12 protein-coding genes are annotated in these 12,805 nt (G+C 69.9%); 3 read left to right on the top strand and 9 right to left on the bottom strand.

Annotation, left to right across the window (positions count from 1 at the left end):
- Positions 1-59: 59 nt before the first annotated feature.
- From L0C25_RS24305 to L0C25_RS16125, 3 genes are all read right to left on the bottom strand, one after another.
- Positions 60-1,841: a wax ester/triacylglycerol synthase family O-acyltransferase gene (locus L0C25_RS24305; protein WP_456299985.1), complete on the bottom strand. Its 1,782-nt coding sequence runs from the start codon at positions 1,839-1,841 to the stop codon at positions 60-62.
- Positions 1,842-1,929: 88 nt separating this feature from the next.
- A complete protein-coding gene (locus L0C25_RS16130; RefSeq protein WP_271632705.1) occupies positions 1,930-3,162 on the bottom strand; it encodes an AAA family ATPase in 1,233 nt (410 codons plus the stop codon).
- Positions 3,159-3,833 carry a CpaB family protein gene (locus L0C25_RS16125; protein WP_271632704.1) on the bottom strand — a complete coding sequence of 225 codons (675 nt, stop codon included), beginning with the start codon at positions 3,831-3,833 and terminating at the stop codon, positions 3,159-3,161. Before L0C25_RS16125 ends, L0C25_RS16130 begins: the two co-directional genes overlap by 4 nt.
- A gap of 119 nt (positions 3,834-3,952) precedes the next feature.
- Here L0C25_RS16125 and L0C25_RS16120 point away from each other — a divergent pair, with 119 nt between their 5' ends.
- Positions 3,953-4,201: a helix-turn-helix domain-containing protein gene (locus tag L0C25_RS16120; RefSeq protein ID WP_271632703.1), complete on the top strand. Its 249-nt coding sequence runs from the start codon at positions 3,953-3,955 to the stop codon at positions 4,199-4,201.
- Between the two features lie 21 nt (positions 4,202-4,222).
- On the opposite strand, the gene L0C25_RS16115 is transcribed toward L0C25_RS16120, so the two are convergent.
- Entirely contained in the window at positions 4,223-4,750 is a 528-nt protein-coding gene (locus L0C25_RS16115) for a hypothetical protein (RefSeq protein WP_271632701.1), read from the bottom strand.
- 128 nt (positions 4,751-4,878) lie between these two features.
- On the opposite strand from L0C25_RS16115, the gene L0C25_RS16110 reads away from it, so the two are divergent.
- Both L0C25_RS16110 and L0C25_RS16105 read left to right on the top strand, forming a co-directional pair.
- Positions 4,879-5,502, top strand: coding sequence for a LysM peptidoglycan-binding domain-containing protein (locus L0C25_RS16110; protein WP_271632700.1), 624 nt, complete (start codon positions 4,879-4,881; stop codon positions 5,500-5,502).
- A complete protein-coding gene (locus L0C25_RS16105; RefSeq protein ID WP_271632699.1) occupies positions 5,499-5,981 on the top strand; it encodes an Rv3235 family protein in 483 nt (160 codons plus the stop codon). Before L0C25_RS16110 ends, L0C25_RS16105 begins: the two co-directional genes overlap by 4 nt.
- Positions 5,982-6,057: 76 nt before the next feature.
- Here L0C25_RS16105 and secA read toward each other — a convergent pair whose 3' ends face one another.
- The 5 genes from secA to L0C25_RS16080 form a co-directional block, all read right to left on the bottom strand.
- Positions 6,058-8,757, bottom strand: a complete 2,700-nt coding sequence (gene secA / locus L0C25_RS16100; protein ID WP_408641706.1) for a preprotein translocase subunit SecA — start codon at positions 8,755-8,757, stop codon at positions 6,058-6,060.
- 210 nt (positions 8,758-8,967) lie between these two features.
- The gene (locus tag L0C25_RS16095; RefSeq protein WP_271632697.1) at positions 8,968-10,170 is read right to left on the bottom strand and encodes a winged helix-turn-helix domain-containing protein; all 1,203 of its coding nucleotides are present in this window, start codon (positions 10,168-10,170) and stop codon (positions 8,968-8,970) included.
- Positions 10,171-10,314: 144 nt separating this feature from the next.
- Positions 10,315-11,007, bottom strand: a complete 693-nt coding sequence (locus L0C25_RS16090) for a response regulator (RefSeq protein WP_271632696.1) — start codon at positions 11,005-11,007, stop codon at positions 10,315-10,317.
- Between the two features lie 325 nt (positions 11,008-11,332).
- Positions 11,333-11,992: a ribosome hibernation-promoting factor, HPF/YfiA family gene (gene hpf / locus L0C25_RS16085; protein WP_271632695.1), complete on the bottom strand. Its 660-nt coding sequence runs from the start codon at positions 11,990-11,992 to the stop codon at positions 11,333-11,335.
- Between the two features lie 27 nt (positions 11,993-12,019).
- The gene (locus L0C25_RS16080; RefSeq protein ID WP_271632694.1) at positions 12,020-12,805 is read right to left on the bottom strand and encodes a ComF family protein; all 786 of its coding nucleotides are present in this window, start codon (positions 12,803-12,805) and stop codon (positions 12,020-12,022) included.

The raw sequence follows: 12,805 nt of genomic DNA, 5'->3' as shown, positions 1-12,805 counted from the left end.
GCATGTCACCTCGGTCTAGGCAGTTCCACATGTACGCATTCGCCCACGAGGGCACGGCGTCAGCCGAGCTGCGCGATCAGGTCGTCGAGCTCCTGCGTGGCGTACCAGCCGAGTTCGCCGTTGGACGGCGAGCCGACGTGGAAGGCCGCCACCCGGTCGAGCAGCAGGTCGTTCGCGAGCTCGACCGCTCCGGGCGTCGATGTCTCCGCCGCCTCCAGGTCGGCCGCGACCACGATCGCCGGCTCGTGCGTGCAGTCTTCGGCCGCCGCCATCATCGCCGCGAACACGAGCTCCTCGTCGTCCGCGTCGGGGTACTCGTCGGCAAGCGACCGAGTCGCCGCGTACGCGGAACCGGGCGCGATGGCGCCACCCGCGGCGAGCGTGCGAAGGTCGGCCGGACTCGCCGGTACGAACACGCGCGTCATCGGCGGTCGCGCCCCTTCGGCCGCGCTCGCCCGCGTGGCGCACGCGTGTGACTCGACGCGGCGGACTCGACGAGCTCGGCCAGCGCCTCCTCGATGCACTGCGCGAGCACATCGGCGTCGGGTATCGCGTCGCGATCGGTGACGATGCCGTAGAACACGGCACCGTCGTACGACGTGACGCCGATCGACAGCGCCCGCTCGGCCGTCAGCGGGAGCGCGGGATACGACTTCGAGGACGCGTGCGCCCGCCATGTACATCGGCTCCTGCGGCCCCGGAACGTTGGTCACCGCAAGGTGGAACGACCGCTTCGGCTGCGTGTCGGCGACCCGGGACCCGACGGCGTGGAACGTCGTGGGAGCGAAACCCGGAAGCGACGCGAGCTGGCTCGCCGCAACGGCGAGCCCCGTCTCCCGATGCGCCTTCAGGGCGTACGACACCTGGTGCAGGCGCACGACCGGGTTGCCCTCGCCGACGGGCAGCGAGAGCAGATGCCCGCGCACCGCACTGCCGAGCGACGTGGGGGCATCGTCGTCGCCGTCATCGCCGACGACAGACATCGGGACGAGCGCCCGGAAGCGGGTGGCCGCGGACACGGGCTCGGCGCGGGTGAGCAGCCAGGCGCGCAGGCCGCCTGCGATCGCGCTGAGCACGACGTCGTTGACGGTGCCCCCGTGCGCGTCGCGCACCGTACGGTAGTCGTCGAGTTGCGTGTGTACGGTTGCGAACCGGCGCTGCTGGCTCGGGTCGGCCGACAGCACGGAATGCGGGTCGACACGGTGGTTGCCGAGTACGGGAAGGCGCGCGACGACCTTTCCCGCGAGCGACACACCCGTGCCGAGGATCCGGCGCGGATCCGTGATCGTCTCGACGATCGACTCCCCCGCGAGCCTCAGCGCGTTGGGCGCCGGTCGCGGACGCCAGTCGTCCGCGGGCACCTCACGGTCGTAGGCCGTCTCCTCGAGGAGCACCTGCGCCAGGTCGACGGTCTCGGAGCCGTCGACGAGCGCCTGGTGCGACTTGATCAACAGCGCGACACGGTCGTCGCCGACACCCTCGACGAGGTATGCCTCCCACAGTGGCCGGTCGAGGTCGAGCGGGCGCGCGATCAGGCGGGCGACGAGCTCGCGCAACGACGCCATCGTGCCCGGCTTCGGAAGGGCCGACCGACGTACGTGGAAGCTGAGGTCGAAGTCGTCGTCGGCCCACACGGGAGCCCCGACGTTGCCCGGTAGTCGCAGGACGCGTTGCCGATAGCGAGGCACCAACGCGATGCGCTCGTTGACGACGGAGACGAGCCGGTCGTAGTCGAGGCCGCTGTCGCCCTCGAGGACGGCGAGCGTCGCGACGTGTCGCGGCGCTGTGGTCGTCTCCTCGGCCAGCAGCATCGCGGCGACCGGGTCAAGACGGTCAGGCATCGGGCTCCTTGCGAGAGAGGCGGGCTCTCATCTTGCCATCACTCACCGGGCGGGCGCCGCATCGTCGTACGCGGGCCACGCCGCTCGTTCAGCGGCGCCGCCGCGCCATCGCGCGTGGGCGCACGGCAGCCGTGCCGAGCACGGCGGACGCGACGTCGCCGAGCGCCCGGCGAAGCGCGGAGTCGCGACCCTCGAGCAGCGTACGACCGTCGACCCAGGCGCGGTCGACGGCGACCTGGTCGTGAGGGAGGAACGCGACGGGCACCGAGCCGGTGAACCGCTCGATCGTCGACGCGATCTGCTCGCGTCCCCATCCGAGCGAGTCGCGCATCCGGTTGACGACGATCTGTACGTCGAGGTCGGGCACTCGGTCGCGCAGCTCGTGCACCCCGCGGGTGAGCCGGGTCAGACCGAGCGGGTCGGCGGCGCCGACGGCCACGACGGAGTCCGACCGCTCGAGTGCGCGGAGGGTGGCCGCGTTGCGCCGTGGAGCGGTGGTGTCGTACGCGAGCTCCTCATCGGACTCGAGGCAGAACCCGACGTCGACGATGACGACGGGAGCCATCTCGCGGGCGACCTCGAGGATCCGGTCGAACGAGCCGACGCGCAGCTGTGGCCACCGATCCGCCCGACCCATCCCGGTCAGGACCCGAAGCGTCGGGCCCACCTGGCGCACGTGTCGGGTCAGATCCGCGAGGTCGAGCGAGCCCGTGTCGGCACTACGCGCGGCGGCCAGGATGCCGCTCACCTCATCGAGCACCGCGAGCATCTGCGCGACCGAGCCGCCATACGTATCGGCGTCGACGAGCAGCGTCGGCGTCCCCGTATCGGCCGACTCGGCGGCGAGCCCGAGCGCCACCGTGCTTCGGCCGGGCGCGCCGGTCGGGCCCCAGACGGTGACCATCCGGCCAGTCCCGCGATCGACCCGCTCGAACGCGCCCGCGTCGACCGGCTCGACGCTTTCTGGCAACGCCGTCGCGGCGATCACCAGATCGTCGATCCGATCGAGACCGCCGGTGTCGGCGCAGGTGCGGACGCCGATGGCCTCGAAGCGCGCCTCGACCGGGCCGTCGCCGGACTCGGCGAAGCCGACCGGCGTCACCCGCGCCTCGACCAGCCTGTGCACGACGTCGGTGTCGAGGCCCGGCAGGTCGACCGAGAGCAGGGCGGCGTGTGCCTGCCCGGATGCCGCCGTCGCAACCAGGTCGAGTACGTCGACGCAGCGGCGTACGTGGGTCACGGTGGCTGCATGCTCGAGTACGTGCACCGCATCGGACTCCCACGACGCACCGCCGGCCGCGATCAGTACGGACAGTGTCACGACATCTCTCCCACGACCTCGCGGACGAGGGTCACCTCTCCGGCGCCGATCGCACCGAGCGCCGGGCCCAGCCGGTCGGGACGGTCATGCTCGAGCGCAAGCAGCACCCGGTATCCGCTCATGTCGCCACCCATCGACGCCGGTGCGGCGACGACCGAGAGCACGCGCATCCCGTCCAGCACCAGCTCCGCGCGACCAGACTCTGCCGACTCCGGGCCGCTGCTCACCCACACGTCCACCCGGTCGCCGGTCGCGAGGTCGCTGGGCAGGGACCCGGCGGACACGATGAGCGGCAGCTGCGCGACCTCGCGTACGTCGACCGGCCGGGTGGCGGCGACTCCGAGCAGCTCACCGGCGTGGACGTCTCGGCTCCAGACGCGTCCCGACGCGACCGACTCGTCGGCGGCGACGTAGCGTTCGGCGCCGTCGCCGAGTCGTACGTCGACGGGGCGCAGGTCGGACGCGTCGACCGGCGTACCCGCCCGATGGTCGGTCGCGACCGACCACACGGCGGTCGTGTCGTCGGCCGCCGCCATCACCCGCGCACCGATGACGATCGACCCGCAGACGAGCAACAACCCGACGAGCAGCCGCGGATCCGACCACCGTGGACGGCGCAGCCGGGTAGCGGGAGGCGCCGCCGTCTCGGTCGGTGAGGTCGGGGCTGGCACGGTTCTGTCCGCTGGCATGGAAAGACAGTGTGCACCAAATCGCGAAATCCGCCAGTCGTTGTCCACAGGGCACGCGTACGCCCGCGTCGTCGACGGTGCCGCCTGGCAGACTGACGCTCATGCCCCTCGGATCCGATTCGCCGCGCTTCCTGACGCTCGCCGACGTCGCCGAGGTCCTCAACATCTCCGACCGGCAGACGTACGCGCTGGTGCGGCGGGGCGAGCTGCCGGCGATCCGCATCGGCGGGCGCGGCCAGTGGCGGGTCGAGGCCGAAGCGCTCGAGAGCTACATCAGCGAGCAGTACACCGCGACCAGGTCGTACATCGACGCGCACCCGTTCGGCGACGGCGATCCCGAGCCGCGCTGACGCCTCCCGGAGCACGGGCGTTCAGCGCGGGCACGCCACCGTGGCGATCGCCGCGTACGGAACGGCGACGGCCGCGGCACCGCTGGGACGGCCCGCGTCGTACGGCCGCAACGCGACATAGTCACGTCCAACGGTCTCGGCGACACCGCCGACGACTGTCGCGTCGGTGCACGTGATCCGGACATCGCTGCGGTCGCGGCTCAGCACCCGCCAGGCGTGCGTCCAGCCCATCCGCTCGCTGCTCAGCCCGAGCTCGGTGACCGAGTCGGAGAGCCCGGACACCGCCGTCACCGCGGACGTACTCACGACCAGGTCGGACGGTCCGCCGTCGCGGAGCAGCAGCCACGCAGGAGTCACGGTCACGCCCGTCCCGCGGACGACGCCCGCACCATGCACCCGCAGGGACAGGTCGACACCCCGGCAGCGCATCAGCCACGAGGTCTGCGCCCGAGCGCTGCGGGTGCGGTCTGCGATGTCGGCATCACGCGTCTCGCGCTGCAGGGCCACGGACTCGGACTCGAGTGCCTCGAACAGATCGTCCCACCGCACCTCGGAACCGTACTGCACCCAAGCGGCCTGTGGATCGCCGCTTGACGCCGGACCGCCGGACCGCTAAGAACGTGTACCGCACGTATTCGTAAGCAAACGTAGTCAAACGTCATGAACTAGGAGCACGCATGGCAGCGAGCAGCCGCCTCGCCCTGGGCGCGACCACGGCCGTCGCGCTCGCCGGCGCGGCCTGCGTGCTCGCCCCTGCCTTGGCGATCCGGCCGGACCCCGGGCCCCGCGAGTTCGAGACCCTGGTGGTCCAGCTCGCCGAGGTGGCCGCCTTCTGCGGGTGCGGATGGCTCTCGCTCGCCACTGCCGTCACGGTGCTCGCGGCCGCAACCGGAACCCGCTCCTGGCCGGCCCGGATCGCCGTGCGGATCACGCCGCGTACGTGGAGCCGCGTGCTCGGCCTGGCCGTCGGCGGCGCCGTCACGCTCGTCCCCGTTGCGGCGGATGCCGACGACGGCACTGCCCCGCCGCCGCGCATCGTCGGGCTACGCCTCCCCGACCGGCCCGCGGCCCAGGCCAACACGGCCGCATCGCCCGACATGACCGTGGTCGTACGTCGAGGGGACACCCTGTGGCGGCTCGCGGCCGCTCGCCTGCCGGCCGGCGCCGACGACGGCGCCATCGCACACGCGTGCCGACGCTGGTACGCCGCCAACCGCGGCGCCATCGGCTCGGACCCCGACCTGCTACTTCCCGGGACCCGCCTCGTACAGCCAACCGACGATCGGGAGAGAAAGCCATGAGCGCGTCGACAACCGCGATCGAACTCCGCGTCCAGCGACCACCCGCACCGCCGCGTACGCCGCCCGCACCGGTGCTGCCCCGGCTGACGTCGCCGGGTGCGGGGCCGCGCCGACCCGCCACCCGCCCCACGGCAGGACGCCCCCACACCCAGATGGAGGCGAGGTCGCGCCGGATCGTGCAAGCACTCGTCGAGATCATCGACGGCGCAAGGCCGGCGAGCCAGATGCTGCGGCTGGCAACCGAGTCGGTGTACGGCGACCTCGTCGACCGGCTGGAGTCGCTCGGCGGCGCCTCCGCGCACGGCGCCCCTGCCGGGCCGCTGTCGACCCGGGTGGCGTCGGTGCATGTCGAGCAACCCGCCGATGCGTGCGCCGAAATCAGCGCCCGGATCGTCCAGGGCAACAGGTCGCGGGCGCTCGCACTACGCCTCGACCGGGTCGACGGTCGCTGGATGTGCTCCGCGATGAACTGGGGCTAGCCCGCGCTGAGCATGACGTTCGAGCGACGCCAACCGGCGTGTCGCAGCTCGAACGTCATGCTCACGGGGCGGTCGGCTAGCGATTCTTCTTGCGCGCGTTGCGCTGGGCCTTCTTCTTCTGCTGCGCCTTCTTCTGCTGCGAGCGGTTCTGCCGCTGCCCCTGGTCGTCATCGGAGTCCTCGACCTTCACCTCGGGCTCGGCGTCACCGTCGGCGGTGGGCGCCGAGTACGCGAGACGCTGCTCGCGCTGGGCGGCGAGGCCCTTCGCCGAGATGCGCGGACCGGACTCGTCGTCGTCCGCACCGGACTCTTCGTCGACCTGAACCTCGACGTTGAACAGGAACCCGACGGACTCCTCCTGGATGCCCTCCATCATCGCCTTGAACAGGTCGTAGCCCTCGCGCTGGTACTCGACCAGCGGGTCGCGCTGCGAGTACGCACGCAGGCCGATGCCCTCGCGCAGGTAGTCCATCTCGTACAGGTGCTCGCGCCACTTGCGGTCGAGCACGCTGAGGATGACGCGTCGCTCGAGCTCGCGCATGACCTCCGAGCCGAGCTCCGCCTCGCGCTTCTCGTACGCCGCGATCGCGTCGGCGGCGAGCACCTCGGCGAGCAGGTCGCGGGTCAGGCCGGGCCGACCGCCGTGCTCCTCCTCGAGCGCTCCCACCGTCTGGCTCACGGGGTACAGCGTCTCGAGCGCCGTCCAGAGCTTCTCGAGGTCCCACTCCTCCGGGAAGCCCTCGGTCGCGCCGTCCACGTACGCCTCGACGACGCCGGTGACCATCGAGCGGATCCACTCCTGGAGGTCCTCGCCCTCGAGCACCCGGCGACGCTCGGCGTAGATGACGTCGCGCTGACGGCTCATCACGTCGTCGTACTTGAGGATGTTCTTGCGAGTCTCGAAGTTCTGCGACTCGACCTGCGCCTGCGCCGACGCGATCGCGCCGGTGACGCGCTTGTTCTCGATGGGGACGTCGTCGGGGATCTTCATCGTGGTGAGGACCCAGTCGACCAGATCGGACTTGAACAGCCGCATCAGGTGGTCCTCGAGGGACAGGTAGAACTGCGACAGACCGGGGTCGCCCTGGCGTCCGGAACGACCGCGCAGCTGGTTGTCGATACGCCGCGACTCGTGCCGTTCGGTGCCGATCACGGCAAGCCCGCCGGCCTTGGCGACCTCGTCGTGCTCTGCCTTCACCTGGTGCTCGATCTTCTCGACCATGGTCGGCCACTCCGCCTCGTACTCCTCGGAGTTCTCGAGCGGGTCGAGGCCCTTCTTCCGAAGCTCGGCGTCGGCGAGGAACTCGACGTTGCCGCCGAGCATGATGTCGGTGCCGCGGCCGGCCATGTTGGTCGCGACTGTCACCGCGCCCTTGTGCCCGGCGAGCGCGACGATCGCAGCCTCGCGCTCGTGCTGCTTCGCGTTCAGCACCTCGTGCGGGATGCGACGCCGCTTCAGCAGCTTCGACAGCACCTCGCTCTTCTCGACGCTCGCCGTGCCGACGAGCACCGGCTGACCGTTGGAGTGGCGTTCGGCGATGTCGTCGGCGACCGCGTCGTACTTCGCGTCCTCGGTGCGGTAGACGAGGTCGGCGTTGTCGACGCGAGCGACCGGCTTGTTGGTCGGGATCGGTACGACGCCGAGCTTGTAGATCTTGTCGAACTCCGACGCCTCGGTCATCGCCGTACCCGTCATGCCGGCGAGCTTCTCGTACAGGCGGAAGTAGTTCTGCAGGGTGATCGTGGCCAGAGTCTGGTACTCCTCGCGGATGCGCACACCCTCCTTGGCCTCGATCGCCTGGTGCAGGCCCTCGTTGTAGCGACGGCCCTCGAGGATGCGCCCGGTGTGCTCGTCGACGATCAGTACGTCGCCGTCGATCACGACGTAGTCCTTGTCGTTCTTGAACAGCTCCTTGGCCTTGATCGCGTTGTTCAGGAAGCTGATCAGCGGCGTGTTGACGGAGTCGTAGAGGTTCTCGATGCCGAGATGGTCCTCGGTCTTCTCGATACCGCCCTCGAGGACCGAGACGGTGCGCTTCTTCTCGTCGAACTCGTAGTCGACGTCGGGGCGCATCGTGCGGACGAGCTTCGCGAACTCGCCGTACCACTTCACCTCGTCCTGCGTCGGCCCGGAGATGATCAGCGGGGTGCGCGCCTCGTCGATCAGGATCGAGTCGACCTCGTCGACGATCGCGTAGCTGTGGCCGCGCTGGACGCAGTCTTCGAGCGATTGCGCCATGTTGTCGCGCAGGTAGTCGAAGCCGAATTCGTTGTTGGTGCCGTACGTGATGTCGGCGGCGTACGCCTCGCGGCGCTCCTCCGACGACAGGCTCGGCACGACGGTGCCGACGGTGAGGCCCAGGAAGTGGTAGACGCGGCCCATCCACTCGGCGTGGTACTTCGCCAGGTAGTCGTTGACGGTCACGATGTGGACGCCCTTGCCGGCGAGCCCGTTGAGGTAGACCGGCAGGGTCGCGACGAGGGTCTTGCCCTCGCCGGTCTTCATCTCGGCGATGTTGCCCAGGTGGAGCGCGGCGCCGCCCATGATCTGGACGTCGAAGTGGCGCTGGCCGAGGATTCGGCGCGCGGCCTCACGTACGGTGGCGAACGCCTCCGGCATGATGTCGTCGAGGGTCTGCCCGTCGTCGAGGCGCTGCTTGAACTCCTCCGTCATGGCCTGCAGCTCGTCGTCGCTCATCGCCTCGAAGTCGGGCTCCAGGTCGTTGACCTGGTTGGCGATCGACTGGAGATGGCGAAGGATCTTGCCCTCGCCCATCCGTAGGATCTTGTCGAGCACTTTCGGCACGGGTGCGGACTCCTGGGTCTGGGCATGGATGTACGACGGAACGGCTAACCCAGCCATGGTAGCGACTCGGCCGCGATGGGCCGAACTCCCGTGGCCTGCGGATCTACCTTTACCATGTTTACATGGTAAAGGTGCACTTTGCACGGCGAATTCGCCGTGCAAGGCGGATGTTTACCATGTTTACATGGTAAACATTCGGGTGAGGGCAGGAGCGAGATCGCCACGCGCGGCGATGACCACATCGGACAGGCCGAGCCAGTCGGCCATCAGGCGTAGCTCGGCGGCGAGCTCGGCCGCCGTCTCGGGCGGCGCGTGGTCCTCGGCGTACGCGCCCTTGACCAGCAGCCTCCCCGTTGCGCGATCGGCCTTGAGGTCGACCCGGGCGACGAGCGAGTCGCCGAGCAGGAACGGCAGCACGTAGTAGCCATGGACACGCTTCGCCTCGGGTACGTAGATCTCGATGCGATAGCGGAAGCCGAACAGCTCCTCGGTGCGGCGCCGCTCGAACACCAGCGGATCGAACGGGCTCACCAGCGCCCGGGCCCGGATGCGGCGCGGCCGGCTCGCCTCCGCATGCAGGTAGGCCGGACGCGACCAGCCGTCGATGCGCGCCGGCAGTAGCTCGCCGGCATCGACCAGCTCGGCGACCGCGTCGCGCGTCGGCTCGGCCGCGAGCCGGAAGTAGTCGCGCAGGCACTGCTCCGTCGCGATGCCGAGCGCCCGCGCAGATACGCGTACGAGCGTGCGGTGCGCCTCGTCGCGGTCGGGCTCGGCCAGGTCGAGCACGTCTCGCGGCAGCACCCGCTCGGGAAGGTCGTACACGCGCTCGAACGCGGAGTTGCGTCGCGCCGAGGTGACCTCACCCTTGTAGAAGAGGTACTCGAGCGCCGTCTTCACGACCGACCAGTTCCATCCCCAGCCGTCGCGGGCACGTACGGCATCGTGCTCGATCTCACGCGCGGTGAGGGGCCCGCGCTCGGCCACCTCGTGCAGCACCCACGCGACCAGATCGGGTCGCTCGTCGGCGACCCGGCGCATCGAGCCCCACATCCGCGCGCCGTCGCGCATCCGGAACCGCAGCGACGGATACAGCTCGCTGCGTACCAGCGATGCCTCGTGCGCCCAGTACTCGAACATCCGCCGCGGTGCACGCCCGAACATCCGGTGCAGGATCTCGGGGTCGTACGCGCCGATCCGCGAGAAGAGCGGCATGTAGTGCGCCCGGGCGAGGACGTTGATGGAGTCGATCTGGAACAGGCCGAGGCGCTCGCTGACGGCGTTCGCATGGCGTGCACTCGCGGACTCGGGTCGCTGCCGGGCGAAACCGAGTGCACCGAGGGCGACACGCCGCGCCTGCAGCCGGGTGAAGGTGAGGTCTGACATCGCGTCAGACGCTATCGGTCGCCGCCGACAACCTCGTACGCGTACTTCCCGCCGAGGTACGGATTCCGGCCAATAGCGGCCTGCCTACTGGCCGGAATCCGTACCTCGGCGGGAACTTTGATATGCGCTCGGGGTAAGGTAACGCTAGACGTCGAGCAGCTTCTGGCGCACCGCGTACATCACGGCCTCGACCCGCGAGTGCAGCTGCAGCTTCTCCAGGATGTTACGGATGTGGTTCTTCACGGTGTGCTCGCTGATGAACAGCTCGGTGGCGATCTGGCGGTTGTTCAACCCCCGCGCGACCTCCTTGAGCACCTCGAGCTCGCGCCCGGTCAAGCGTGGTCCCGGAGGTTCCTCCGGCCGCTGTTGGGAGATCAGCTTGAACTCCTCGAGTAGCTTCGCCGCCATGGCCGGGTTGATCAGCGACTGCCCGTCCGCGACCAGGCGTACGGCCTCGGCGACCTGGTCGATCGAGGCATCCTTGAGCAGATAGCCCGATGCGCCCGCCTTGACCGAGGCATACAGGTCGGACTCGTCGTCGCTCGACGTGAGCATGATGATCCGCGTCTGCGGCGCGATCGTACGCGCCGCGGCACACGTCTCGAGGCCCGACATCCCCGGCATCCGTACGTCGAGCAACACGACATCGGGGGTACGCTCGACGACCATCCCGAGGGCGGTCGGGCCATCGGCCGCGTCGCCGACGACCTCGAGGTCGTCCTCGCCCGCGAGCACGAGCATCAACCCGCGCCGGAACAGCTCCTGGTCGTCGACCACGAGCACACGAGTCGCGCCCGAGGCGACCGGGTCGCCGGTCGCCTCGCCGTCTGAACTCACCTAGTGCCCCGTCCGTCGACGTTCACCCTGTTGCGCGACGCCCGGACGGGCGCCTCGCTGCGTCCTCGTCGGTCGACGATGTACCTGCATCGCCTTCCTCCTCGTCCTTGCGAGCCATCCCACCGGACGCCGCTCACGACGGGCAATGTCAACGCAGGACACTAGCGCCCTGCGTTTGAAATACCTTGACGTCTTTCGCCGCCCAGGCGGCGCCCCGCGGCGTTCTCGTCGTCGGAAATAGGGCCCACTATGACCTTCCTTCTCGGCCTTGCGGATGCATCCACCTGGACGACGCCTTCCGTAAAGCCATTTCAAACGCAGGACACTAGATCATGTCATGGGACGGCGAGAGGTGGATGACGCCGTAGTCGTAGCCGTGGCGCCGGTAGACGACGCTCGGCTGGGCGCTGTCCTTGTCGATGAAGAGGTAGAAGTCGTGCCCCACCATCTCCATCTCGTACAGCGCCTGGTCGAGGGTCATCGGACGCGCGTCGTGGGTCTTCTCGCGTACGACGAGCGGGCCCTCGCCGACGACCTCGATCGGTCCGGCCCGGCGAACGGTCTCCGCCTCCGCCGCGACCGCTGAGTTGCCGTTGACCGCGCTCACCAGGCTGGACTCGACCAGGTCTCCACCGGCGGTGGCCTCGGCGACCGATTCCGGCCGCCTGCTGCCGTGGTGGATCCGCCGCCGGTCGGCGGCCTTGCGAAGTCGCGACTCCAGCTTGTCGATCGCCATGTCGAGCGCCGTCATCTTGTCCTCGGCGCAGGCCTCCGCCCTGATCACGGGGCCGCGCGAGCGTACGGTCATCTCGACGCGTGCGGCACGGTCGTGCAGCCGCGGGTTACGCTCCAGATCGATCTGGACCTCGATCCTGCTCAACCGCTGGCGCTGTTCGAACTTCTCGATGCGCGCAAGCTTCTCGTGTACGTGCTCCCGAAAGCGCTCGCTGACCTCGATATGCCGACCCTTGACCACGATCTCCACGGGGACCTCCTCGAGTGGCTACACGTTTCACATGTTCTGAACGGTAACCCGCCGCGGAGCGTTTCGGTAGGTCGTGTCTACTTCTCCGGCAGCGGACAGGGAGACCCGGCCCGGGCGTCTCGGCGTGGCGGCCAGAACCGCCGCGCCGACCACCGGCGCGCCGGAGTCGCGGAGTGCGCTCACCGCGGCCGCGGCCGTCGCACCGGTCGTAACGACGTCGTCGACGACCACGACGGCCCGCCGCCTACTCCAGCGTCCGACGACGCTGCGCAGGGCGCCGTCGAGGTTCTCCCGGCGCTGCGTGGCATTGAGGCCCGCCTGGTCCGCGACCCGTCGTCGGTGTCGAAGCGAACGCGTCACGAGCACGTCGTGGCCCGACCCGCGGAGGCGCCGGGCCGCGATCCGCGAGAGCAGGAGTACGCCGTCGTAGCCGCGCGAGCGTACGGTCGCGCGGCGCGACGCCATCGGGACGAGCGTCCACCCACCGGGCGACGCCTCGGTGGCGAACAGCCCCCGCAGCGCCGCCACCAGCAGCCCTGCGAGCGGCTCTGCGAGGCCGTCGCGGCCACGTTCCTTGTACTCCAGCAACACCGCACGTACGACGCCGGCGTACGCGGCCGCGCACCACGGCGGGACCGGCGTCGGAGTCAGCAGCTCGGGCGGGCACGGGTCCGGCCAGCACGACCGTGCCCGTGGGCGAAGGGCCTGCCGGCAGGTCTGGCAGAGCTGGAGGCCGGGCAGCCCGCAACCCGCACAGCGCATGCCGACGACGAGGTCGGCCGCGGCGGCCGAGAGTGTGCGCAGATCGGTCAC

The organism is Solicola gregarius (genome assembly GCF_025790165.1).
Taxonomy (GTDB): domain Bacteria; phylum Actinomycetota; class Actinomycetes; order Propionibacteriales; family Nocardioidaceae; genus Solicola; species Solicola gregarius.
This window is presented reverse-complemented; position numbering and strand designations above follow the sequence as displayed.